23 protein-coding genes are annotated in these 21,613 nt (G+C 64.9%); 14 read left to right on the plus strand and 9 right to left on the minus strand.

Translation table 11 applies throughout. The annotated features are described in order from the left end of the window. Window positions 1-27: 27 nt before the first annotated feature. Window positions 28-978, plus strand: a complete 951-nt coding sequence (locus A5744_RS11525) for an LLM class flavin-dependent oxidoreductase (RefSeq protein ID WP_076061051.1) — start codon at window positions 28-30, stop codon at window positions 976-978. Beyond that, complete coding sequence (locus A5744_RS11530) at window positions 975-1,634, plus strand: maleylpyruvate isomerase family mycothiol-dependent enzyme (protein ID WP_076061053.1); 660 nt, start codon at window positions 975-977, stop codon at window positions 1,632-1,634. The genes A5744_RS11525 and A5744_RS11530 overlap by 4 nt, the downstream gene beginning before the upstream one ends. A 56-nt stretch (window positions 1,635-1,690) precedes the next feature. Here A5744_RS11530 and A5744_RS25015 read toward each other — a convergent pair whose 3' ends face one another. The 4 genes from A5744_RS25015 to A5744_RS11550 all read right to left on the minus strand — a co-directional run bounded on the left by A5744_RS25015 (window position 1,691) and on the right by A5744_RS11550 (window position 5,727). After that, the gene (locus tag A5744_RS25015; protein ID WP_076061055.1) at window positions 1,691-1,978 is read right to left on the minus strand and encodes a hypothetical protein; all 288 of its coding nucleotides are present in this window, start codon (window positions 1,976-1,978) and stop codon (window positions 1,691-1,693) included. Window positions 1,979-2,106: 128 nt separating this feature from the next. Further along, window positions 2,107-3,699, minus strand: a complete 1,593-nt coding sequence (locus A5744_RS11540; RefSeq protein ID WP_076061057.1) for a Na+/H+ antiporter — start codon at window positions 3,697-3,699, stop codon at window positions 2,107-2,109. Window positions 3,700-3,857: 158 nt separating this feature from the next. Continuing rightward, the gene (locus tag A5744_RS11545; RefSeq protein ID WP_076061197.1) at window positions 3,858-4,640 is read right to left on the minus strand and encodes an enoyl-CoA hydratase-related protein; all 783 of its coding nucleotides are present in this window, start codon (window positions 4,638-4,640) and stop codon (window positions 3,858-3,860) included. 34 nt (window positions 4,641-4,674) lie between these two features. Further along, on the minus strand, window positions 4,675-5,727 hold the full coding sequence (locus tag A5744_RS11550; RefSeq protein WP_076061059.1) for a DUF5685 family protein: 1,053 nt from the start codon (window positions 5,725-5,727) through the stop codon (window positions 4,675-4,677). Window positions 5,728-5,814: 87 nt separating this feature from the next. On the opposite strand from A5744_RS11550, the gene A5744_RS11555 reads away from it, so the two are divergent. Genes A5744_RS11555 through A5744_RS11575 form a run of 5 tightly spaced genes read left to right on the plus strand, consistent with a single transcriptional unit; the run spans window position 5,815 to window position 8,879 of the window. Beyond that, window positions 5,815-6,723 (plus strand): RNA polymerase sigma-70 factor, encoded by a 909-nt coding sequence (locus tag A5744_RS11555; protein WP_076061061.1) that lies wholly within the window; start codon window positions 5,815-5,817, stop codon window positions 6,721-6,723. A gap of 4 nt (window positions 6,724-6,727) precedes the next feature. Further along, complete coding sequence (locus A5744_RS11560; protein WP_076061063.1) at window positions 6,728-7,531, plus strand: NAD(P)H-binding protein; 804 nt, start codon at window positions 6,728-6,730, stop codon at window positions 7,529-7,531. After that, on the plus strand, window positions 7,528-8,058 hold the full coding sequence (locus A5744_RS11565) for a hypothetical protein (protein WP_240563026.1): 531 nt from the start codon (window positions 7,528-7,530) through the stop codon (window positions 8,056-8,058). The genes A5744_RS11560 and A5744_RS11565 overlap by 4 nt, the downstream gene beginning before the upstream one ends. After that, complete coding sequence (locus A5744_RS11570) at window positions 7,958-8,392, plus strand: protease inhibitor I42 family protein (RefSeq protein ID WP_076061065.1); 435 nt, start codon at window positions 7,958-7,960, stop codon at window positions 8,390-8,392. Before A5744_RS11565 ends, A5744_RS11570 begins: the two co-directional genes overlap by 101 nt. A gap of 10 nt (window positions 8,393-8,402) precedes the next feature. Continuing rightward, a complete protein-coding gene (locus tag A5744_RS11575; protein ID WP_083679275.1) occupies window positions 8,403-8,879 on the plus strand; it encodes a hypothetical protein in 477 nt (158 codons plus the stop codon). 20 nt (window positions 8,880-8,899) lie between these two features. On the opposite strand, the gene A5744_RS11580 is transcribed toward A5744_RS11575, so the two are convergent. Together A5744_RS11580 and A5744_RS11585 are read right to left on the minus strand one after the other, a co-directional pair. Beyond that, a complete protein-coding gene (locus tag A5744_RS11580; protein WP_076061069.1) occupies window positions 8,900-9,661 on the minus strand; it encodes an SDR family oxidoreductase in 762 nt (253 codons plus the stop codon). A 2-nt stretch (window positions 9,662-9,663) separates the two neighbouring features. Next, window positions 9,664-10,098 (minus strand): DUF1707 domain-containing protein, encoded by a 435-nt coding sequence (locus A5744_RS11585; RefSeq protein WP_076061071.1) that lies wholly within the window; start codon window positions 10,096-10,098, stop codon window positions 9,664-9,666. 62 nt (window positions 10,099-10,160) lie between these two features. Between A5744_RS11585 and A5744_RS11590 the strand changes: the two genes are divergently transcribed. Together A5744_RS11590 and A5744_RS11595 are read left to right on the plus strand one after the other, a co-directional pair. Beyond that, a complete protein-coding gene (locus A5744_RS11590; RefSeq protein WP_076061073.1) occupies window positions 10,161-10,757 on the plus strand; it encodes a TetR/AcrR family transcriptional regulator in 597 nt (198 codons plus the stop codon). Window positions 10,758-10,778: 21 nt separating this feature from the next. Then, a complete protein-coding gene (locus tag A5744_RS11595) occupies window positions 10,779-11,189 on the plus strand; it encodes a hypothetical protein (protein ID WP_076061075.1) in 411 nt (136 codons plus the stop codon). A gap of 52 nt (window positions 11,190-11,241) precedes the next feature. Here the strand turns inward: A5744_RS11595 and A5744_RS11600 are convergent, their stop codons facing one another. After that, window positions 11,242-12,630 (minus strand): FAD-binding oxidoreductase, encoded by a 1,389-nt coding sequence (locus A5744_RS11600; protein ID WP_076061077.1) that lies wholly within the window; start codon window positions 12,628-12,630, stop codon window positions 11,242-11,244. Window positions 12,631-12,674: 44 nt separating this feature from the next. Here A5744_RS11600 and A5744_RS11605 point away from each other — a divergent pair, with 44 nt between their 5' ends. Together A5744_RS11605 and A5744_RS11610 are read left to right on the plus strand one after the other, a co-directional pair. Next, window positions 12,675-13,031, plus strand: coding sequence for a hypothetical protein (locus A5744_RS11605; protein WP_076061079.1), 357 nt, complete (start codon window positions 12,675-12,677; stop codon window positions 13,029-13,031). A gap of 78 nt (window positions 13,032-13,109) precedes the next feature. Then, window positions 13,110-14,552, plus strand: coding sequence for a serine/threonine-protein kinase (locus A5744_RS11610; protein WP_076061081.1), 1,443 nt, complete (start codon window positions 13,110-13,112; stop codon window positions 14,550-14,552). Between the two features lie 13 nt (window positions 14,553-14,565). Here the strand turns inward: A5744_RS11610 and A5744_RS11615 are convergent, their stop codons facing one another. Beyond that, entirely contained in the window at window positions 14,566-15,684 is a 1,119-nt protein-coding gene (locus A5744_RS11615; RefSeq protein ID WP_076061083.1) for an NmrA family NAD(P)-binding protein, read from the minus strand. 123 nt (window positions 15,685-15,807) lie between these two features. On the opposite strand from A5744_RS11615, the gene A5744_RS11620 reads away from it, so the two are divergent. After that, complete coding sequence (locus tag A5744_RS11620; protein ID WP_076061085.1) at window positions 15,808-16,443, plus strand: TetR/AcrR family transcriptional regulator; 636 nt, start codon at window positions 15,808-15,810, stop codon at window positions 16,441-16,443. A gap of 14 nt (window positions 16,444-16,457) precedes the next feature. On the opposite strand, the gene A5744_RS11625 is transcribed toward A5744_RS11620, so the two are convergent. Beyond that, the gene (locus A5744_RS11625; protein WP_076061087.1) at window positions 16,458-17,726 is read right to left on the minus strand and encodes a cytochrome P450; all 1,269 of its coding nucleotides are present in this window, start codon (window positions 17,724-17,726) and stop codon (window positions 16,458-16,460) included. A gap of 132 nt (window positions 17,727-17,858) precedes the next feature. Here A5744_RS11625 and A5744_RS11630 point away from each other — a divergent pair, with 132 nt between their 5' ends. After that, window positions 17,859-18,311 carry a VOC family protein gene (locus A5744_RS11630; RefSeq protein ID WP_076061089.1) on the plus strand — a complete coding sequence of 151 codons (453 nt, stop codon included), beginning with the start codon at window positions 17,859-17,861 and terminating at the stop codon, window positions 18,309-18,311. A gap of 549 nt (window positions 18,312-18,860) precedes the next feature. Then, a complete protein-coding gene (locus A5744_RS11635; RefSeq protein ID WP_076061091.1) occupies window positions 18,861-21,596 on the plus strand; it encodes an N-6 DNA methylase in 2,736 nt (911 codons plus the stop codon). The last annotated feature ends 17 nt before the right edge of the window (window positions 21,597-21,613 follow it).

Raw genomic sequence — 21,613 nt, forward strand, 5'->3', positions numbered from 1 at the left:
CACCATTCCCGGCGACACGATCGCGATATGGATCAGCCAGTCTGCATTGGTGTCATGCCGCCGCTCGCCGCCGAGCCCTGGGCCGGTACCGATCTGCGTGGGCTCCTCGACTTCGCCCGCGCCGTCGAAGAGCTGGGGTTCGACTCGCTGTGGGCCAACGACTCGTTGGTGCGGCCCCGCATCGAGGCGCTGACGTTTCTCTCGGCAGCGGCCGCCATCACCGACCGGATCACTCTGGGCACCGCTGCGTTACAGCCGGTGCTGCGGCGGCCGGTGCAGACCGCACAGGTGCTGGCCTCGATTGACCGGCTATCGGGTGGGCGGCTGGCGGTGGCGGTCGGCGCCGGCTTCCCGGGACTGTCCGAGGTGGAATACGCCGCGTCGGAGGTGCCATGGGCCCGAAGGTTCGCGCGCCTCGACGACACCGTCGCGTTGTGGCGCCAGCTCTGGAACTCCAAGGAGCCCAGCTCTTTTCACGGCGCCGTGCTGCACCTCGACGACATTCCGGCCGGCATCACCCCGTTCAACGCGTCCGGTCCACCGGTGTGGCTGGCCGCGGACACCACCGGTGCGCGGGCTCGAGCCGGCCGCTTGTACGACGGGTGGCTCCCGTATCCCCCGACGCCGCAGGGCTATCGGTCGGGTCTGCTCGAGGTGCGCGCCGCCGCCCAAGGTGCTGGGCGCGCCGCCGATGCCGTCACGCCGGCGTTGTTCGTCACCGTGCTATTGACGGACGATGCCGACGGAGGGCGAGCTGCCCTGGATCACTTCGCAACCCAGACATATGGATTCGGCATCGACGTTGTCGAGCAAATCCAGACGTTCGCGGCCGGTACACCCGACGCCGTGACCGCCCGGCTGGCGAGCTTCATCGACGCGGGCGCGCGGCATCTGGTCTGCCGGATAGGTGTCCTCGGTCCCGACGGGTTCATCGAGCAGCTGCACCGGCTGCGCAGCGTAACGGCGGCGCTGCGATGATCACGCGCCCAGGGCCCGATCGAGACCAGACCGTGCAGGGTTTACTCGACGAATATCGTTCATTCGCCGAACTCATTGGCGCACTGGATGATTCGGACTGGACCCGTGAAACCCGCTGCTCGGGGTGGCAGGTGCGCGACGTCGCCGGCCACGTGGTGGGCCAGGTTCTCGACACGGTCGGCGGCACCATTGGCAGTCGCACGCCCGACGACCAAGCCGCGGCCCTGCGCGGCGAATCGCCTGAGGCACTCGCGGGGCGGCTGCGGAGTGCAATGGATTCGCTTGCGCGCCTTGCGGAGGTGTTCGATGACGCGGCCTGGTCGGCGCCAAGCCCGGTCCCTGGCCTTACCCTTGGCCAGGGCGTGCACGCGCTGCTGAACGACGCTTATCTCCACGGCGACGACATTCGCGCCGCCTTGGGGCTGCCGTTCGATCCCGGCCCTGGCCTGCGTGCCAGCGTCGACTTCGTGCTCGGTGCGCTGCAGCGCGATGACGAGGCCGCTGCGAACCCGGCCGTCGCGCGGCTGCTGGGCATCTCGAGCGAGCGCTTCGAGCAGCAAACCGGTATGGGGGCACACGATTTTCTGCTCGCCGCCACCGGCCGGGGCGAGCCAATGCGCCTAGGGCTGCCCGGCAGCGTGAACATCTACCGCTGAGTTGTCACATTCGTCACTTTGGCCTCCCGGGGGAAGGGGTGCTCGTTGTGCCCGCCTCACAGCGACAATTTCGCTGCCTCCCGCAGAGCCAGCACGCGTTGGTGGATTCTGTGTTCGGTCGAGCGCGGGATATACCCGGGCCCATACCGGCCTCGCCCGATTCGGCGCGCTCTGTCGCGTGCGGTTTCCCAACGCAAGGCATCGGAAATGGCCTTTGATGCCCTGCCACGGACGCGGAAGCCCTGCCGATCGAGTGCATCGATCATTTCGGCGATGGTCGTTCGTCCATTGTGGGCAAGGTGCATCGTTAGCACGTAACGCAATTCGATTCCGTGGAGCTCCATACCCGAACGATCGCCTGCCGGTATGACAAGTACTCAAGTTGTCGCTATGAGGCGGGCACAAAGGGTGCCGCCTCTCCGGCGAGATTCGTGAGGCGCGTGTGACGTACCGAGGACGACGTAGATTTAACTCACTCGTCGTCGGCGGCGTTGAGCAGCTGCACTTCCTCTAGATCCATCTCGTTCTGCAATTCGCGCAGCACGATGTCGTCGATGACCTTCTGGTTGCGCAGCGCGGTGATTTCGCGGCGCTTGTGTTCGAGCACGCCGAGTCGCACCCGCCGGACCTTCTCCTTGCCCTTAAGCAGGCGGCTGTTCGCCGAACCGTCCTCGGTGGCTTGGGCGAGCGCGGCCTTCTCCTCGTATTCCTTCTGCAGGCGCCGTCGCAGGTCGTCACTGATGCCGACTTCGTCGGCAACCGTCGGCAGTGCGTCGAGGGCGGCTTGCACGCCGCGGGTGCGGGCGAGCTCCAATTCTTGTAGGTAGGTGACGTCGTCGGGAATCTTCGCCCAGCGGACCACCGCCGGCAGCGTGGTTCCTTGGACCAGGACGGTCACCAGGATGACGACGACCACGATGAAGATGATCAGGCTGCGGTCCGGGAACGGCGCGCCGCTGAGCGTGGTCATCGGGACGGCCACCGCCGCGGCGAGCGACACGGCTCCGCGGAATCCGGCCCACGCCGTGAGGAACCGCTGGCGCCAGTTGACGCGACGGCTGCGTTGCAACTCGCGGCGGTCGATGAGGCGAATGAGAAGAGTGGTGACCTCGCCCCACACGATCCGGGACACGATGACCACCCCGGTGATGGCGAGAGCGAGATACAAGGCGTGGCGAAATCCGCCGTCGACGCCCGCGATGCCGCGCAACGCACCCGGGATCTGCACCCCGACGAACACCCACAGCGAGCCGTTGAGCAGGAATGTCGCGATGTCCCAAAACCCGTAGGCCGTTAGGCGGGAGCGGGCACGGATCACCAGCGGCCCGGCGTACGCGAGCACCAGGGCGGACACCATGACCGCGACCACACCGCTGAAGTCGAAGGCTTGGGCCAACAGGAACGCGGCGAACGGTGTCAGCAGACTCAGGGCGCCTTCCTCCTGGGGTGCGTCGATTCGTTTGCGGATGAAGGTGGCCGCGCAGCCGACTAGCAGCCCGGCGGCGATGCCGCCGACGTAGGACAGGATGAACCGGCCGGTCACTTGCAGTGGGCTGATGGCCGATCCGCCGATCGCGACTTGGACGCTGACGGCGAAAAGCACCAGCGCGGTGCCGTCGTTGATGAGGCTCTCGGCCTTCAGTACGGTCAGCTGGCGGCGCGGCAGTTTTTTGGCGAGGCCGGCCACCGCGGCGGCGTCGGTGGGGGACAGCACCGCGCCCAGGACGCCGGCCGCGTGCGGGTCCATGCCCAGCGAGCGCGCGGTCCACGACACGGCGGCCGCCGTCGCGATCACCAGGGCGACGCTGAGGATGACGATGATGCGCGCGTTCGCTCGGATCTCGCGAAAGCTGGTGTTGATGCCCTCCCAGTAGAGGATCCCGGGCAGGAACAGCAGCAGCACGACCTCGCCGTCGACATGCACATGACCGAAGTGCGGGATCACACCTACCAGTGCGCCGAGCAAGATGAGGAGCACCGGGGGGCCCACGCGATACCGCCGGCCGATGACCGTCCCCACGATGACGGTAGATACGAGCGCGACGACGAGTTCAAGGCCAAACACCAGCCCATCCTGCCGGACGCGCTCGACCTGCGCCGGGTGGGGTTTGAGTCACACCCGCCCCACGGGCACCGTCAGGGAAGGGGCAGGTGAATTTCAAACGCGATAGCGCATGCGCTATCAGATTCGAGAGTCATGTGGGTGCCCGCAGACCGACTGACTCAGGCGAACTTCGGCGCCCGCTTGTTCACGAACGCATCGATGCCCTCGCGGCCGTCGGGGTTGTCGGCGCATGCCGCGATGATCCGGCCTTCGATCTCCATTTGCTCCTCGAGGCCATTACCGAAACTCGTGAGCAGTAGTTTCTTCACCGCCGAGCTGGAAGCTTTTGCGGCGCCGGCCATTTCAGCGACCAGCGAGTCGACGCGGGCGCCCAGACCGTCGTCGGGCAGGACTTCGGTGACCAGTCCCCACTGCGCCGCCTCCACGGCCGAGAGCCGCCGGTTGGTCAGCATCAGGTCCTGGGTGCGGCGGACGCCGATCAGCCGCGGGAGATAGTAGGACGAGCTGCCGTCGGGGCTGAGGCCCGCCTTGGTGTAGGCCATGGTGAACGACGCGGACTCGGCGGCCAGCACGAGATCGCCGATCATCGCGAGGCTGAATCCAGCCCCCGCCGCGACGCCGTTGACCGCGATGATCAGGACGGCGTCCATGCGCGCGAACGTCGAGATGGCTCGGTGCAGGTCGTCGGCAAGGCGTTTGACGAATCGGCCGGGGCCGAGCGGCGAGGCGGCCATCGCCTTCAAGTCGCCGCCGGCGCAGAAGAACCGTCCCGCGCCGCTAAGCACGACCACCTTCGTCTCGGGGACGTCGCATCGCGCTGCCGCGTCGACCAACTCACGCGCCAGCGTGTCGTCGATGCCGTTGGCTGCGTCCGGCCGGTTGAGCACAATTCGGGTGACGGGTCCGTCCTGCGCGAAGGTGAGCGTGTCATAGGTAGTCATGGCCGGCAACATTAACCGGCCGCACGGGTCGGGCCTATGTGCAGTCGCAGCAATCGCCGCAGTCGCAACAACAGTCGCAGCCATCGCAGCAGAAGATGCAACCGGTTCCGTCGCCGCCGCCGCGGCGCTTGGCCACTGCGCCGGGTTCTTCGCCCTCTGGGCCGGCGGGATTGCCGGGACCGAAGTTGATCGGTTCCTGCTGGCCGTGCGGCGTTCCGCTTTGCGCTCGGTAACCGGCGCCGGTGAAGGTGCGCGAGACCGCCCGGCGCACCTCGCGCGTCAACAAGCGATGGGCCAGGCGTCCGTCGCTGAACTCCACGTCGGCAAGCGCCAATTCGATGCCGAGCACCGCGTCGTCGCATAGCGCGCGTGCCTCCGTCAGAGGAGTTTCCGTGGCGGCCAACGGATTCCACTTGCCGCGCGCCAGGTCGTCGCGGTAGTCCTCGACCGCGTCGAGCAGGTGCGCCACTCGCCCGAACAGCCGGCCGATCTCGCGCAGCGGCTCCTGGTTAGCCGGGCGGCCGGCCAGCACGGCGGTGTGCGCGAACGCTTCGGCGACCGCGGTCTCGGTGGGCTCGGTCACCGCGAGCAGCGAGCTGCCCGGCCCCGCCGTGGCCTCGAGCTCGGCCTGCCGGTCCATCGCGGCGACGAGCACGCCGGTATCGAAGCCCAGGCTGTGACCGGCGTCGGTGCCCTGACGCACCCACCGCTCGGCTACGCGACGCGCGGCCGGTCGCACCCCGACCGCGCCGACCACGCCGTCGCGGTCGTCGACGTGATCGCGAACCCGAGCGGCGGCCAGCGCCAGCGACACCACCGCGGCCAGCCGCACACACTCACCCGTGGCAACGTCGGCGCGCCGCAGCCCGCGCAGCGGGCACCGTCCGGCTTTGCGGCGGGTCGGCTCGCCGGCCGACTGGGCCTCGACGAGCAGCGAGACCACCAGGCCGTCATAGTTGGTGGCGATCCGCGCGACCTGGCCGTAGTCGTCGCGCAGGGCCAGACACAATCCGCACAATTGGGCCGTCCACGCGGCCGCGAGCTCGTCGCCGAGCCGGTGACGGCAGGGCCGGATGATGCCAAACATTGGACAGAAGCTACCGGACCTGCAGCAAACTCGCGCCCCAAAACGCCGGACGGGCCATCGGGATCCGGGCGTGGCAGGCTGGGCAGGGTGAGCGAGCTCGTCGAGGATTTCGAGGCTCAGCGCTCGCGCCTGTTCTGGTTGGCGTATCGACTGCTCGGGTCGGCGAGCGAAGCGGAAGACGCGGTACAGGATGCATACCTGCGCCTACACGCCGCCGACCCGGCGCACATCGAATCACTGCCGGCATGGCTGACCAAGGTCGTCACGAACCTGTGCCTCAACCGGCTCACGTCGGCGCGCGCTCGCCGCGAGGTGTATCCCGGCCCGTGGCTTCCGGAGCCGGTCCTCACCGACGACCGGGCGCTCGGTCCGCAGGAAACCGCCGAGCAGCGCGAGTCGGTGTCGATCGCGCTGCTGAGTTTGATGGAACGCCTCAAACCCAACGAGCGCGCGGCGTTCGTGCTCCGAGAGGCGTTCGCCTACAGCCACTTAGAGATCGCCGAGATCCTGCAGTTGTCGGAGATCAACGTCCGGCAGCTCTACCGGCGCGCGAGGGAACGGCTGGGTGAATCCCGGCAGCGATTCCAGCCGGACCGTGCGCAGTGGCGATCCCTGGTCGATCGATTCTTCACCGCGGCCGGCGCGGGCGACGTGACCGGACTCGTCGAAATTCTGACCGCCGATGCGACGTCCACGGCCGACGGCGGCGGCAAGGTGGGCGCCGCGCGGCGCACGATCCTGGGCCGCGACCGGGTGTCCCGCTACGTGGCGGGCGCGTTCGGCAGGAACATGCCTGAGCTCGGTCTGCGCCTGGATGTCGCTGACGTCAATGGCGAGCCGGCAGTGCTGGCATTCGACGGCGAGACGTTGGCCGCCGTCCTGTACTTCGAGATCAGCGGCCAGCGGATAGCGGCGCTGCGTGTGGTGGCCAATCCGGACAAGCTGAGATTTATTGCCGAGCAGTTGTCACGTCCGGCCGGGCTGCCCGGTTCATAAGGGTATGGCTAATCGAGTACTGGTAACCGGCGGCACGGGCACCGTCGGGCGCATCGTCGTCGACCATCTTGCGGCCGCGGGCAAGGACGTCCGCGTCCTGAGCCGGGGACGGCGCCCGCAGCAGTCCACCGACGTTCAGCACGTCGTCGGCGACGTGCAAACCGGCGACGGATTGGACGCGGCGCTGGACGGCATCGACACGATCGTGCATTGCGTCTTTCCCAGCGAGCGCCTGGTCGCGGCTGCGAAACGAGCCGGCTCACCGCATCTGGTGTTCGTCTCCATCGTCGGAATCGACCGCATTCCATTCGCCTTCTACCGCGCCGTGCTCGCCAATGAACGTACGATCGCCGAGTCGGGTCTGCCGTTGACGGTGATGCGGGCCACGCAGTTTCACGATCTGATCGCGTTCCTGTTGCGGATGCTCGCGAAGCCGCCGGTGATGGCGCTGCCGGCGGGCTTGAGGTTCCAACCGGTCGACGTGCGCGACGTGGGCGTGCGGTTGGCCCAACTGGCGCTCGGCGAGCCTGTCGGGCGTGCACCGGATTTCGGCGGGCCGCAGCCGCGTGCGCTGGACGATCTCGCCCGCAGCTACCTGGCGATCGTCGGCAAGCGCCGGCCGATCGTCCCGATCCGGTTGCCCGGCAAGGTCTTTCGCGGGATCGGCGCCGGCGGGCTGATGACCCCGGAACACGCCGACGGCACGATCACCTTCGAGCAGTACCTTCGCGAACAGGTCGACGCGGGTCAACGGCCGTACCGCGGCGCCATCCGCGCGTACTTACCGCGACTCAGGGGGTCGCGGTGAATGCCCGGCTGGCCGTGCTTCGTGCCGGAGTGTGGTTTCTCACATTCGTGGCGCTCGCCGTCGGACTCGTCGCGACGCTGGCCCCCCGAGCGTTCTACGACCATGTGCCCTGGGTGACCCTCGTGCCGCCGTTCTCCGAACACCTGATGCGCGACTACGGCGCGATGAATCTCTCACTTGCGCTCGTATTCGTCGTCGCCGCAATAACGATGGAGCGCCGCATGGTCCGGGTTGCGCTGGGTGCCTACGTGCTGTTCGCGGTCCCGCACCTGATCTTTCATGTCAGCCACCTGGAGCACTTCACGACGGCCGACGCGGTCGCGCAGACAACCGTCCTCACCATTGCCGTGCTGCTGCCGGTTGCCCTGCTGCTCCTCACCACGTGGCGACCTGGGTCAGCCCCCATAATGGAAGCAAATGACTGTCGTGAAGATCAGGCTCTTGGTGACCGTCGCGATTCTCGTTATATCGACGTTGGTGGGCTGCACGTTCCAGTCCAGGAACCCCCCGACCAGCACGACCCTTGAGGTCTCCATGGATGACGTCCTCAAGCAAAGCGTCATCACGCAGAACGCCACCGTTGCCGTCGGCAACACACTGACACTGAAGTTGGGCTCGAACTACACCACGCCGTATCGGTGGACGGCCGAGACGAAGATCGGCGACACGACGATCCTGAAGCAAACCAGTCACGAGTTTGTCCAGCCGAGCAGCGACAGGCTGGGGGCGCCCGGAACCGAAGTCTGGACCTTCGCGGTGCTGAAACCCGGGATCACCACGATCACCACCTACTACACCAGTTTCGTGGGCCGCGACCCGACGCCGAAGAGCACTTACAACGCGACCGTGACGGTGCGGTAGAAATTTGGCTGTGTTTGGTTTCCTTCGCAACTGGCCGCGGTTGAGCAATGTGCCCGCGGACCTGCGTGAGCAGCTCGAAGCCGAGGGTCTGATTTTCCTTGCGGGGAATGTCGGCGTGAGCCGGCATTTCAGCGGCCATGTCCCGGGCGTCTTTTCGGCCTCCGGGGTGTCCCGGTATAAGGGCGCGTTCGCCTTCAGCAATGCGCGGGTGGTCGCGACCTTTCCGGCGCGGGGGGACACCAACCTGCGGTCCATCGATTGCGGTTGGGACGCCGATAAGGGACCGGCGACCGCGACAATCACCGGCAAAGGTCTGGTGATCGACATCGGGTTGCACGGCGTGGACCGCGCCTGCAGCGGGATGATGAAGCTCAACTACAAGAGGAAAATCCCCGACGAGGTGCTGGAGAAGCTGCCGAGCACGACGTTGCGCTTTCCGGTCGAGCCGGTCTTCGTCTACCGCGCCGCCGGGGTGCGTCCGAAATAGGTTGTGGCGCAATAGGTTTGTTATTCTGCGGGCCGCAGCATCCGCCCGGTGACCCGCGCCGAGAGCCCGCCGGGCATCAGGTGGCTGAACGTGGACGTGAACCGGTTGCGCCAGCCGGGTACGACGACGGGCCGGCCTCGGTCCAGGGCTTTCAGGCCGGCGGCCACGACGGGCTCGGGCGCGGCGAGGCGTCGATAGATCGCGGTGTGCGAAACGTCGGATCCGAGCGCGTCGACGAACCCGGTGCGGGTTGGGCCCGGGCACAACGCCGTCACCGTGACTCCGGATTTTCGGGTCTCCGCCCACAAGGCCTGACTGAGCGACAGCACGAATGCTTTCGACGCGCCGTAGGTGGCTTGGTAGGGGCCGGGCTGAAACGCGATGGTGGAGGCGACATTCAGGATTCCGCCGCGACCGCGCTTGAGCATCTGGGGGAGGACCGCATGCGTGAGGCGTACGAGCGCGTCGACGTTGACGGCGACCAGTTCGTGCTCGCGCTCGGTGTCGATCTCGGCGAACGGGCCGTAGGTGCCGAACCCGGCGTTGTTGACCAGTACGTCGACGTCCCGGTTGCCGAGGTGGGCGATCAGGGCATCGACGCCGGCTTTGGTGCCGAGGTCGCCGACGACGAGTTCGGCTTGTTGGCCGACGTGTTGCGCGACCGCGCTGAGCCTCTGCTCGTCCCGTCCGGCGAGGACCAGACGATGGCCGCGTTTCGCGAGTTGGTCGGCGAAGATTGCGCCGAAGCCCGAGCTGGCCCCGGTAATGACGGCGAGTGACATGGCTAAACTCCTTGATATCCAACGGTTTTCACGGCCGGCCGGACGGCCAGGGCGTGGCTGACGAGACCGATCGCCGCACCCAAAATGGGCCAGATCGGCCAGAAGTACGCGACGCCGGTCGCTGCCCACACGGTGAGCACGATGGCGGCCATCGCGACGAAGGCGGTGAGGTGGATGCGCACGCCGCGGCGGGACGCGGCCGCGCGGGCGGCGCGGCGGCGAGGGTCGGCACGGCGGATGCGATCGAGGGGAAGGTCGGTCAGGAGCTGCTTTAGGTCCCCGGTGGTGTGTGCTTGGTACGCCGTCTGCAGGCGCTGGTCGTAGTCGTGCAGTTCCAGGTAGCCCTGCGCGAGTGCCTGGCCGAGGCGTGCGGCCGTCCGCTGCCGGTCACGGTCGCCCGCGCGGTTGGTCTCGATGGTCGCCAGTTGCTTGCTCATTTCTGCTCCTCTGCGGAGATGTGAATAGCATTAACATAGACCATAATGTTAATGTCGTCAACATGGCACGGAAAACGACGTCTGCGCGCCGGGATAGTTACCACCACGGCGACCTGAAACGGGCGCTGACCAGCGCCGCGCTATCGCTGGTGGCCGAGAAGGGGCCGAAAGGGTTCACCCTCACCGAGGCGGCGCGGCGCGCCGGCGTCAGCGCGGCGGCCCCGTATCGGCACTTCGCCGACAAGGCCTCGTTGCTGGCCGCCGTCGCGGAACAGGGGTTCCTCGAACTGCACGCCGAGCTGGCCGCCGCCGCCGAGGCCGTGGCGGATCCGAAGGCGCGGGTCGTCGAACTGGGCCGCGCTTATGTGCGCTGGGCCGTGCACCATCGGGACCGCTACCAGGTGATGTTCGGCGCCGAGATTTCGAAAGCGGACCACCCGAGCCTGGCGGTTGCCGCGGAGCGCGCGTTCGGCGACCTGCTCGAGGCGATAACGCAATGTCAGGAGGCCGCTGGCCAGGACCCGCGTTCGATTGCCGGCCCGCTCTGGTCGTTGGTGCACGGCGTCGCGTCGCTTGCCATCGGGGGCGAGTTGCGTGCGGTCGGCATTCAGGCAGACCCGGAAGCGATGATTGAAGGCGTTGTGGCCCAATTGCTTTGAGGACGCGTAGACTTCGCCGGCATGGCTGCGTTCCATCGGCCGCTTGCAATCAGCGTCGCCGGGCTCATGCTTGCCGGTGTCGGGCTGGCCATCACCGCGTTGGTCTCCGCAGTAGCGCACCGCGAGACGGTTCAAGCGCTGGCGTACATCGCGGTTGCGGTCGCCCTGACCGCCGTCGCGGTGATGGTGCTGCGTGGTTTTCGTTGGGTGATCCGGGTCGTCCTCGTTGCGCTCGCCGGGCATCTCCTCGCGATCGCGGGAATCATCTTGGAGCTCAGCCACGGCATCGATGCCCGTAAAGCGGGGCAGCTGCGCCGGCTCGGGTTCGATCCAACGGCGGGCTTGATCATCAACCTGATCTATTCCAGCGTCGGGTTTGCGCTGTTCTGCTGGTTCGTCGCGCGTTGGGTTGCGGCGCGGCGACGCAGCTAAGTCACATCGGCCACACGAGTCTCTCGAAAAGGCGACACGCTTTGTGCCCGCCTCACAGCGACAATTGCGTCGGGAAGAGCACGTCGGGATTGAGGATGCCCGCGGGGTCGAAGCTCTGCTTGATGCGGCGCATGAGCTCGACCTTGACGGGGTCTTCGAGCTCGAGGAAGTACGGGGTTTTGGCGCGGCCAAGGCCATGTTCACCGGAGATCGCGCCACCCAATTCCATTGCCAGCGCGAAGATGTCGGTCATCAGCTTCTTCCGACGCGACGGGTCCCTGCAGATGATGGCCAGGTGCACGTTGCCGTCACCGGCATGCCCGCAGCCCGCCGCGGCACCGCCCGCGGCCACCGCCAATTCGCGTGCACCCGAAAGGAATTTCGGCATCGCGGAGCGCGGCACGACGGTGTCGATGATGTCGTCGGCGCCGATCGCCTTGGCCGTCCAGAACGCCTTCTCGCGTGCCTCGATCAATCGACGGGCGGAGCTTCCCTCGAGAACATAGGCGTCGACGGCCCCCAGCTCGGCGACCAGCTCACCGGCCCGCTCGATATCCTCGCCCAGCCGGTCCGCGGTGCGGTTCTCAAGCGCCACAACGAGATACGCCTGGCAACTGTCGCGGACAGAGTCCGGAATGCCGAGCTCGAGGTTCTGGGTATGGACGAGGGCGGCCATCGTCATGTTGTCGATGTACTCGAGGATGTAGGGCACCAGCCCGCTGGCCAAGATGCGAGGCACCGCCTGCATGACTTGGTCGAAGTCGGCGAACGGGGCGAGCACGGTGGCGCTGTGATCGAGGCGCGGATGAAGCTTGACGATCACCTCGGTGGCCAGGGCCAGGGTGCCTTCGGAGCCGACGATGAGCTGGGTCAGGTCGTAACCGGTGGAGACCTTGGCGATCTTGCCGCCGGTCCGGATGAGCTCGCCGGTCGGCAGCGCGGCCTGCAGCCCGAGCACATTGTGGCGGGCGATCCCGTACTTGACCGCACGCATGCCGCCGGCATTGGTTCCCACGTTTCCGCCGACGCTGGAGGACAGCTCGCCCGGATGAACCATGTAGCTCAGCCCGGCGTCGACGGTCGCGGCGTCCAGCTCGGTCAGCGTCACCCCCGGTTGGACGACGGCGACCTGGTTGGTCGTGTCGACCTCGAGGACCGCGTTCATCCGCTCGAAGGAAATGACGAGCCCGCCTTCCCGCGGTATCGCCGCGCCCGACAGGCCGGTCCCGGATCCGCGGGCCGTCACCGGAACCTTGTGCTGCGTGGCGGCTTTCAGCAGCTGCGCGACCTCGTCGGCGGATGCCGGTTTCGCGACCCACCCCGGTTTCTGCGGCGCCGCCGTCAACACCTCATCGTGGAAGTAGTCGTCGGGGATGGCGGCGCCGGTCAGCAGGTTGTGGGCCCCGACGATTTCCGCGAAGCGCGCCGTCATGTCGCTCATCGTAATTGGGATCGGTAGTGGTCCGGCCGGTGTGTAGTTACCGCATGACTTTGAAGAGGATCGTCGCCGGGGTACTGGTGTCGGGCGCCATCGCCACCGCGGGGTTGGGGATGGCCGTGGGCGTCGCCCAGGCCGATCCTTTTGGCCACGTCGGCGGAAACTGCCCGGCGGGCCACACGTGCGGTCACTGGTGTCCCGGCGAGCGGATTCCGGACAACTTCATCAACTGGAACATGGGCGTGTGCCACGAGTACTACTACGACTATCGTGGTGTCGTCGATACCGGCAATGGAGCCGTATATGGCTGGCCGAACGGACCGATCAACGCTCCGCCGCGGCACACCGGCCCTCCCAACTTCAACTGCGGCCTGTTCTGGTGCCCAGTACCGCCGCACGCGTGAGCTGGCGCACGTTACGTCGACGCCGAATTTGGGAATCCGCCGGGCTGGACCTGTTCGAGCTGACGGAAGGATTTCCGATTGTCCTCTACCCGGTTCGGGCGATACGAGCTGCAAGCACTGATCGGCAGCGGCGCGCTCGGCGAGGTCTACCGGGCCTACGACACGGTTAAGGATCGGCGCGTCGCGCTCAAGCTGTTACGTGCGGAGAGGGCCGCGGAACCTGGCTTCCAGCAACGCTTTTACCAAGCATGCCGGGCGACGGCGCGATTGCAGGAACCCCACGTCATCCCGGTGCATGACTTCGGCGAGATCGACGGGGTGCACTACCTCGACATGCACCTGGTCGACGGCGGCAGCCTGCGCGACCTGCTGCGCGAGCGGGGCCCGCTGGAGTCCTCGCGCGCTGCCTCGATCACGGCGCAGGTGGCGCGTGCGCTGGACGCCGCGCACGCCGCTGGCCTGACGCACCTTGACGTCAAACCGGAAAACATCCTGCTCACGCGCGACCACTTCGCGTACGTCGTCGACTTCGGCATCGCGCATGCCGGCGGCGACGCGACGATGTCGCGCACCTACATGGCGCCCGAACGGTTCACCAGCGGGCGGATCGGGCCGCAGACCGACGTGTATTCGCTGGCGTGCGTGCTCTACGAATGCCTCACGGGACAGCCGGCGTTCGAGGGCTCGGATCCGCAAGAACTGAAGAGCGCACACCTGCTGTCCCCGGCGCCGCGCCCAAGCATCATGCGCCGCGGCGTCGGCCGGGCCTTCGACGACGTCGTCGCACGGGGCATGGCCAAGCAGCGCGCGGGGCGGTACGCGTCCGCAGGTGAGCTGGCCCGGGCGGCCAGCGAGGCGGTGTCCTCGGCCGACGAGCGGATTCCCGTTGCGGCGGGGCAGAGCGTGCCGCCGCGCACGCGGCCGTTCGCGGCGTTCTATCCCAATCCCGATGACACTGGCTCGAGCCCCTACCCGCCCGCGGAGTCGACGCCGGAGCGGCCGGTCCGCCCGCTGACGATCGGCCGGGCGCCGCTCGTGCTGACGGTGGCGGCGGTGGTCGCGTTGGTTGTCGGCCTGGTCGTGGCGGTGGGATCCGTGGTCTTCACGCCCCGCAACGGCGCCGTGCCGTCGCAGACCCAGCGGGCTGCACCTCCGCCGAGCGCGCCGGTGCCGAAGACGCCGTCGCTATCGCGCCCGGTGAAGGGTGCCGACGGGTTGGGGTTCGTCGGTGAGACGGCCCGGTGCGATCCGGGCAATCCGCCCGCCGCGGTGGTGCGCACCGCCCAGTCACTCGCGGTGGTGTGTGAAAACCTCAGCGGCAGTTACTACTACCGCGGTGAGCGTATTCGCGACGGCGCCCACATCGAACTGTCCAACGCCGAACGCGCGGGGGACGGGTTCGACGTCACCAATCCGCTCAACGGCGTCCGCTACGAGGTGCGCCCCGAACGGCTGAGGATCATCAGCGGTGAGCACGTCGATTCGTCGGAGCCGGTGCTGCAGTACGCCACAGCCGGCTAACGGGCGAGCCGGTTTACGCGACCTGCGATGGCGATGCAGGGTGAGGCTGGCTTAGCCCAAACCGGCCATCGACTGCGGCATGTTCTTGTCGCCAGATCGCGGATTGCGCCGAGAAAACCGGGCGGGCGGGCTGCGGATGCTGCTGGAGTCGGTCGAACCTGTCCAGCCGGTGCATCGGCGTAACCGTGATGCGCATCATGTTCCAGAGTTCGCGAACGAAATTGCCTGGGGTGCGCCGTAATTCCGGGCCACCGACATAGCGGCGCGCAATGGTCAGGAAGTCCTCCGGTTCGACACCGGCGACATCACGGACATGGGTCGTCGGGCCGCCGACTTCCCAGGTCCCCAGGCCATACTCCGGCCCGTAGTGGCGCATGCCGGACTGGAAGAACTCGTCGAAACCGAATCGTTTTCCGTTCGCGCGCAGGGCCTTCATGAACATCCGAGGCGGGATGTCGATGTGACGCACCCGCCTGCCCAACGCCTCACCTATCGCGTCGGCGATTTCTGCTCCGGTTAGCAGAGTCGGCCCGGTCGGGCGGTAGGCCCGCCCGTCGTGACGGTGCGGATCGAGCAGGGCACCGACGGCGACGCGGGCGATGTCCTCGTTGGACGGCGGGGCGTTGCGGCCGCCGCCGGTCGGCACCGGCAACACGCCCAGCTGCGCGGCGACCGAGAGCAGGTTCAGGTAGCCGTCGGCGAAGTAGCCGGGATCGACCGCGACGTGGGCGGTGTTCGGCAGCAGCTCAAACAACTTGTCGGTCAGCCAGGCCTGCCTCGTCATCAACGAGGGATGCTCGGGGCTGGCCAGCCATTGCCCAAGCGCCACCACCGCTTCCACTCCTGCGCGCTGTGCCGCGACCGCGAAGGCCACCGCGCTGTCGAGTACGTGAGGATGCCACGGGGGATTGAAATAGAGCCGATCGACCCCGTTCATCGCGGCCGTAACCTGTTGAATGTCAAACATATCGGCGACGACGACCTCGGCGCCCAACTGACGCAAGCGGGCGCTGCGCGCGTCCTCGCGGTGCACCAAAGCCCTTGTCGGCACGCCCTTTTCCAATAGTTGGGCGGCTACCGCGCCGCCAATTTTGCCGGTGGCGCCGGTCACCAGCACGCGTGAGTTTGTCATCGGACTGTCCTTCCACTAATCGGTACTTCGAACCAGTAGCGCAATGTGACCACTGGTTACATTGCAGTATGCGACGGCATGTGACCGTTGTCAACATCGAGTCCGTGTGGGATTCTGGCGAGCATGACCCCCGCCGGACCACAGCGTGAAAAGCCTTACCACCACGGTGCGCTGAACTCAGCGTTGGTCGAGGCGAGCATCGAGCTGGCTCGCGAAGGCGGACCCGATCGGGTCATCCTGCGCGAGGCCGCCCGGGTGGCCGGGGTGTCGCACTCGGCCGCATACCGTCATTTCGCCGACCGCGAAGCACTGCTGGACGAGGTGTCGCGCCATGCGCGCAGCGAGCTTGCCGCCGAAATGCGCCGACGCGTTGCCCGCGCCAGAGCTCCCCGCCAGCGGCTGCGTGCGGTTGGTACGGCCTACATTGACTTCGCGTTGAGTGAGCCCGGACTGTTCCGGACCGCGTTTACCTCGCATCCCGCCACTGCGCCCGCCGCGGATCAGGACGCCGCAGCACCGCGTGATGGTGCCGATCCCTTCGAGATCCTCAGCGACGTGCTCGACCAATGCCAAGCCGCCGGACTGCTGGACCGGCGCCGCAGGCCCGGAGCCGAGATTGCGGTCTGGTCGGCGGTGCACGGCCTCGCGAACCTCCTGCTGGACGGGCCATTACCCAAAACCGCGGCCGGCATCGAATTCGCGCAGCGGCAAGTGTGGGAACTTATCGAGCGTGGACTGCTGACCGGCGGCGCGTCATGATTCCGCGCGAGCCATCACCAGGGGCGTGATGTGCGCCTGCTCGCGCCGGGTGTGAAGGTGACCGGTAGCTTGCCGAGGCCGGTCATGCTCGGGTTGCTCATGTATTGGTGGGTGTTTTCGACGTCGACCCGGTAGTCGGGCATGCGGTCGAGCACCGCCCTGACCATCACTTCGGACATCAGGCGCGCCAGGTGCGATCCGATGCAGCGATGCGGCCCGAGCCCAAAGGCGAGGTGGCGGTTGGGCATTCGATCGAGGATGACGTCGTCGGGTCGGTCGAATTCTTTTTCGTCGTGGTTCGCGGAGAGCCAGCTGATGATGACGCGGTCGTTTTTTCTCAGGCGTTGGCCATTGAGTTCGACGTCGCGGGTGACCGTGCGGCTCAATGACTTGTTGACCGAGAAGTAGCGCAGGAATTCGTCGGTGGCGGTGCGGTAGAGCTCGGGGTGGTCGATGAGTTGTTGGAGTAGCTCGGGGTGGGTGCCCAGGTGTTTGAGCGTGAGCGCGGTTTGGGAGGTGGTGGTGTCGACGCCGCCGCCGATGAGGTTCCAGATGATGTTGAGCAGCTGGTCGTCGGTGAGGCGCTTGCCGTCGAATTCGAACTGGATGAGGAAGCTGGTCAGGTCTTCTCGGGCGTCGGCTCGTCGGGCCGCGGCGAACTCGAGGACCTCTTGCATCATGGCGGGGACTTTGGCGATGGCGCTGGCGTACTCGTCGCTGTCCTGGGGGACGGCCATGACGGAGTGGAAGAGGTTGGCGTAGAGGTGCCAGTTGTCGTAGGGCAGGCCCATCAGCTTCATGGTGAGGATGGCCGGGACCGGGCTGGCGTAGTCGAGGACGAGGTCCATCCGCCCGTCGGTGATTTTCTGGTCGAGGAACCAGTGCGCGGATTGCTCCATGAAGGGCTTGAGTTTTTCGACGGCGCCGGGTGAGAAGAACGGTGCCAGCGCGTGGCGGAGGGCCAGGTGATAGTCGCCGTCGACCTCGCCGATGCCCAGGGCGGGTTGGCCGTCGGGACGCGGCACGCCCATCTCGCCCTGGTAGTCGACGCCGTCGTCGGTGTTGGGGTCGTATCGATGGGAGAAGGTGTCGTCGTCTCGGGCCGTTTGGCTGACCGCGTCGTAGCTGCTGAGGTACCAGAAGCCGTCGTAGTTCTGGTTCCAGGCGACGGGGCATTTCTGCCTGAGCTCGGCGTTGATCTGCTGTTGGTTGAGGTTGAACTCGTCGGAATGGTGGTCGAAGTCGACGATGGAGTCGGGCCTGACGTCGGGCCGTGTAGTCATCGAGAGCCCTCCACGAGGAGACCTGGCGGCGGTGGCCGCGTATCAACGCTATCTTTGCATTATTACGCTTTTGAATGCGTACGAATAGTTGGCCTGTGTCCGTCAGAGCCCGAGCCGCTTTGGAAGGTTGTAATGTCCAGTCACCGAACAACTTTCAACCATGTAGGGCTATGCGTTGCCGACCGCGAGCGGTCACGCCGCTTCTACGAGGGTCTGCTGGGGTTCCAGTTCTGGTGGGAACTTGACGTGCCCGACGAGGCTGCGGATCAGCTGCTGCAGCTCCCCAAACCACTCGGAGTCCACGCGACCTACTTGGTCCGGGATGGCTTGGTCCTCGAACTCATCGACTACTCGCGGCGTGGAGTACACGCCGGGCCGGGGCGGGTTATGGATCAGATCGGTCTGACGCACATCTCGTTTTCGGTATCCGATCTTCCGGGCGTGTTGGGGAAGGCTGCGGAGTTCGGGGGAACGGTGGTCGACGGGACGGTGTCCCAAGCCTCGGCAATGGTTCGCGATCCGGATGGGCAGTTGCTGGAACTGCTTAGCGACGGGTGGCTTTCGGCTCTGCCGGAAAGGCCTTAAATTAGCTTGTCCGCGCTGGTCGGGCCTAAGCACGGTGCCGGGATGGTATAGCGATGCATTCTGGAACTACGGTACTTGCAATTAGTAGGCTAATTCGACGATTCATCTATGGGCCGTCGGCAGATTTGTCGTTGTACGCCTCGATCTGTATCACGCTTAAGGCTCCTGCTGCCAGCGATCCCGGCCCCGGGTGCTGGGATTTGGCGACGAAACTGTGAGTGGATTGCCATCGCCTCGTCAAGGGTGTGGGCGCGCCGCACCTAACCCCCATGAGTCATTCGGCGCTCCAGGAGTCACTCGGCGATGAGCGATCGAGGTCAACGACGGCCACCTGTGTAGGCGTGCCGTCGGGTGAATTGTGGCTTCGGCGAACGCGATCGGATCAGTTGCTATCTCAAGTTGACGGATGGTCGCTAGCTCCTTCATAAGGACCTGCTCAAGGATGGTTGCAGGTACAGGACGAGGGGACGGACCAGCCGCGCGCCTCCATGACAGGTAGACCGCTAGTCACGTACCGTGCCACACAGTCGCAAAAGAGAATGGCGGACAGTGGCGAACGAAGAGTTGCAGCAACGTGGGTACCTCGCGAGCGGCAAGCTCAAGGGCGAGACGTTCGGATCCTTCGAGCACCTAAATTTAGGATCTACCTCGCTGGCCAACCTGGTCACCGCGGGGCTTCCGGTCATCCTGCCGACCGAGCACCGGTTTTCGCCAGTCGTGTACAAGCCTCCTAAGCGCCCCGCGTCCCTCAAGCCCGATTCGGTCTATCTGCAGCGCCGCGACGGAAAGCCAGTGCCGGTAGCCATCGGTGAGCACAAGAAGCACGGTGAGTTCGCTGGGACCTTGGGGGAGAGGCGCCTCCAGGGTGCGTTAGAACAGGCATTGCTGTCAGCACTCGCCGTAGGCTCAACTGTTGCCTTCGCAGCCGATGGAACCAAAACCGTATATGTGGACGTCGTAGCTAGCGAAACATCGGGTGGAGTTGTCACGCTCATGGAGAAGCGAGATTTCTCTCCGGCCGTGCTCGAAGGTTTGTTATCGGGGGGAGTCGAGACGCCGAAGGATCCCACCCCGCTGGCCGAGCGTGTTTGGCAGTTAATTTGGCACGCCACGAAGGCCGAGCCAAAAGAGTGCCTCCTCACGTTCGTCGAGATATTTGTACTCAAGTTCCTCAGTGACAACTTGTCATCTTCCTTGCTGCCGGCCGATTTGAATTTCTACCGTCTAGTAGGAGATCCCGCTAAGTTCAAAGAGCAGACTGGCGTCACCGAGGTCGAGTATTACGTCAACCAGATCCGGCCAAAAATCAAGTCGATTTTTCCGGACAATACGATCTGCGACGACGACGATGTGCCAAAGCTATTCGATCTGAGAACCGTAGTGTCAAAGACCTCGATCATCAATGGGTTCGTTTTTTTGCAGAGCGGAAGCCAGACGCACGAAAGCTATAATACAACATTTCGTAGCATAATCGATGCTTTCAATGCCTTTGGTCCATTGACGACCATCGACCCAGAATTCAAGTTGCGCTTATACGAGACTTTCCTTCGACGCTCGGCGCGACAACAGCGCCTGGGCCAGTTCTTCACGCCGCGTAACGTTGTGCGTTCCATGGTCGCCATGGCTCAGTTGGGGAAGCTTCAAGAAAACTCCGTGTTGCTGGATCCAGCCGCCGGAGTCGGCGGTTTTATACTCGAACCGTTGATGTGGTCAGACGCGCTTGAAGGCAACGTCACGGTTATTTCTGGAAAGCCCCGGCGCCGAGTGAGAACGATCGGCTTGGACGTAGATGCCGATCTTCACGTATTAGCAAAAGCGAACATGCTTTTGCATCTGGCGGAGCTTGTGCGAGACCCTGCCACAACACCGAGCGCGCTGAACAAGGCGATGGCCGAGACTTTCGTGTTGATGGACGATAATAAAACCCTTGGTTCGTTGCTCCAGCCTCCGGTCAATAGTGTCGACGTCATATTGACTAATCCTCCGTATGTTACTCGCGGCAGTGCGATATACAAAGACACCATTAAGGCGGTCAGCGGACCAAGGAACGGCAAGGTCTTGAAGGAGTACTATGACAGGGCTGGCCTTGGCGTTGAGGCTCTTTTTATCCGCTATATATCTGGCGCTCTTAAGCCTGGTGGACGGGCATTCGTCGTCGTGCCGCAAGGGCTATTGAATAGGACGGAGCCGGGCCCGAAACAACAACTACTCGATGAATGCAACCTTCTCGCTTCTATCCAGCTACCTCGCAACACCTTCTTCAACACTGCCCAGAAAACGTACATTATCGTCCTCGAACGGCGACATACTAACTCGGACCCGCGTCCCGATGTGCTGTGCGGGTTGGCGCGAAGCATTGGCGAATCCTTGGATTGGCGGCGCACTCCTACGCCAGATGACAATGATCTAGCCGGCATCGCCGCTGCCTTTGTTGCGCGGGAGGAAGGAGATCTCACTGCGGCGTCGAATTCGCCGGTGGTGAAGATTGTCGAAGCCGACGGTTTTGGACCTGACGATAGATGGGACATTTTCAGGTTTTGGTCAGATGACGAACTGGTTCAACTTGGCGAGACTACATCGCCTGTTGCCCGAGATGACTTCATTGATGATGCTCGAAATACTCTCGAACAATTGATGAACGATCTCGACGAAGCTAAGGCCGAGCTGGAGCTGCTTACATCCGGTCCGATGGCTGATGTTTCATTGGCTGACGAGACGCTCCTAACCGTTAGATCAGGAACTCGCATAACCACGACCCAGATTCAAGAGCATCCCCCTATAAATCCGGACGACGAAGTGGTTGTCTACTCCTGTTTTAAGGATGCAACTCTTACCAAAGGCAGCGTGAGTAGGTCCTGGTTGAACAGTATGAGAAGGAATACAAGGAAGAAAGGCGCAACAATCCCCGCATTTCCGATTGAAGCTGCACCAAGTGTGACCGTGAATGCGAACGGTGCTTCAGTTGGCAAAGTTTTTGTGCGGCAAAAGGGATGCCTCTTGACGGACGATGTTATTGCTGTTCAACCGGTTCGCGAAGGACAATTCGACCTGGACTATCTCTCAGTTGCGCTACAGAGCGCCGTGACTGCCGGTGGATTCCTCTATGAGGCCAAGTTGTTTACTGCGCGTGTAAGGGAATTAGTTATATCTATACCGGTGGATGACAGCGGCAACTATGACATAGATCAGCAGCGCCGCATCGCATCTGCGATCAAACGATTTGACGCAATCCGAGCTCGCCTTGCCGAACTCGGCACTTGGAGCACCGATGCGAGAATAATTTGACGGTGAGCGGCAGACAA

Origin of the sequence: Mycobacterium sp. IS-1264, from assembly GCF_001954195.1 — a bacterium.
Classification (GTDB): Bacteria; Actinomycetota; Actinomycetes; order Mycobacteriales; family Mycobacteriaceae; genus Mycobacterium.

Bases quoted from the DNA above. Each gene is read 5' to 3' on its own strand.
- A5744_RS11525 (WP_076061051.1), top strand. From the start codon at position 28: ATGGATCAGCCAGTCTGCATTGGTGTCATGCCGCCGCTCGCCGCCGAG.
- A5744_RS11530 (WP_076061053.1), top strand. From the start codon at position 975: ATGATCACGCGCCCAGGGCCCGATCGAGACCAGACCGTGCAGGGTTTA.
- A5744_RS25015 (WP_076061055.1), bottom strand. From the start codon at position 1,978: ATGGAGCTCCACGGAATCGAATTGCGTTACGTGCTAACGATGCACCTT.
- A5744_RS11545 (WP_076061197.1), bottom strand. From the start codon at position 4,640: ATGACTACCTATGACACGCTCACCTTCGCGCAGGACGGACCCGTCACC.
- A5744_RS11550 (WP_076061059.1), bottom strand. From the start codon at position 5,727: ATGTTTGGCATCATCCGGCCCTGCCGTCACCGGCTCGGCGACGAGCTC.
- A5744_RS11560 (WP_076061063.1), top strand. From the start codon at position 6,728: ATGGCTAATCGAGTACTGGTAACCGGCGGCACGGGCACCGTCGGGCGC.
- A5744_RS11580 (WP_076061069.1), bottom strand. From the start codon at position 9,661: ATGTCACTCGCCGTCATTACCGGGGCCAGCTCGGGCTTCGGCGCAATC.
- A5744_RS11585 (WP_076061071.1), bottom strand. From the start codon at position 10,098: ATGAGCAAGCAACTGGCGACCATCGAGACCAACCGCGCGGGCGACCGT.
- A5744_RS11590 (WP_076061073.1), top strand. From the start codon at position 10,161: ATGGCACGGAAAACGACGTCTGCGCGCCGGGATAGTTACCACCACGGC.
- A5744_RS11595 (WP_076061075.1), top strand. From the start codon at position 10,779: ATGGCTGCGTTCCATCGGCCGCTTGCAATCAGCGTCGCCGGGCTCATG.
- A5744_RS11600 (WP_076061077.1), bottom strand. From the start codon at position 12,630: ATGAGCGACATGACGGCGCGCTTCGCGGAAATCGTCGGGGCCCACAAC.
- A5744_RS11605 (WP_076061079.1), top strand. From the start codon at position 12,675: ATGACTTTGAAGAGGATCGTCGCCGGGGTACTGGTGTCGGGCGCCATC.
- A5744_RS11615 (WP_076061083.1), bottom strand. From the start codon at position 15,684: ATGACAAACTCACGCGTGCTGGTGACCGGCGCCACCGGCAAAATTGGC.
- A5744_RS11620 (WP_076061085.1), top strand. From the start codon at position 15,808: ATGACCCCCGCCGGACCACAGCGTGAAAAGCCTTACCACCACGGTGCG.
- A5744_RS11625 (WP_076061087.1), bottom strand. From the start codon at position 17,726: ATGACTACACGGCCCGACGTCAGGCCCGACTCCATCGTCGACTTCGAC.
- A5744_RS11630 (WP_076061089.1), top strand. From the start codon at position 17,859: ATGTCCAGTCACCGAACAACTTTCAACCATGTAGGGCTATGCGTTGCC.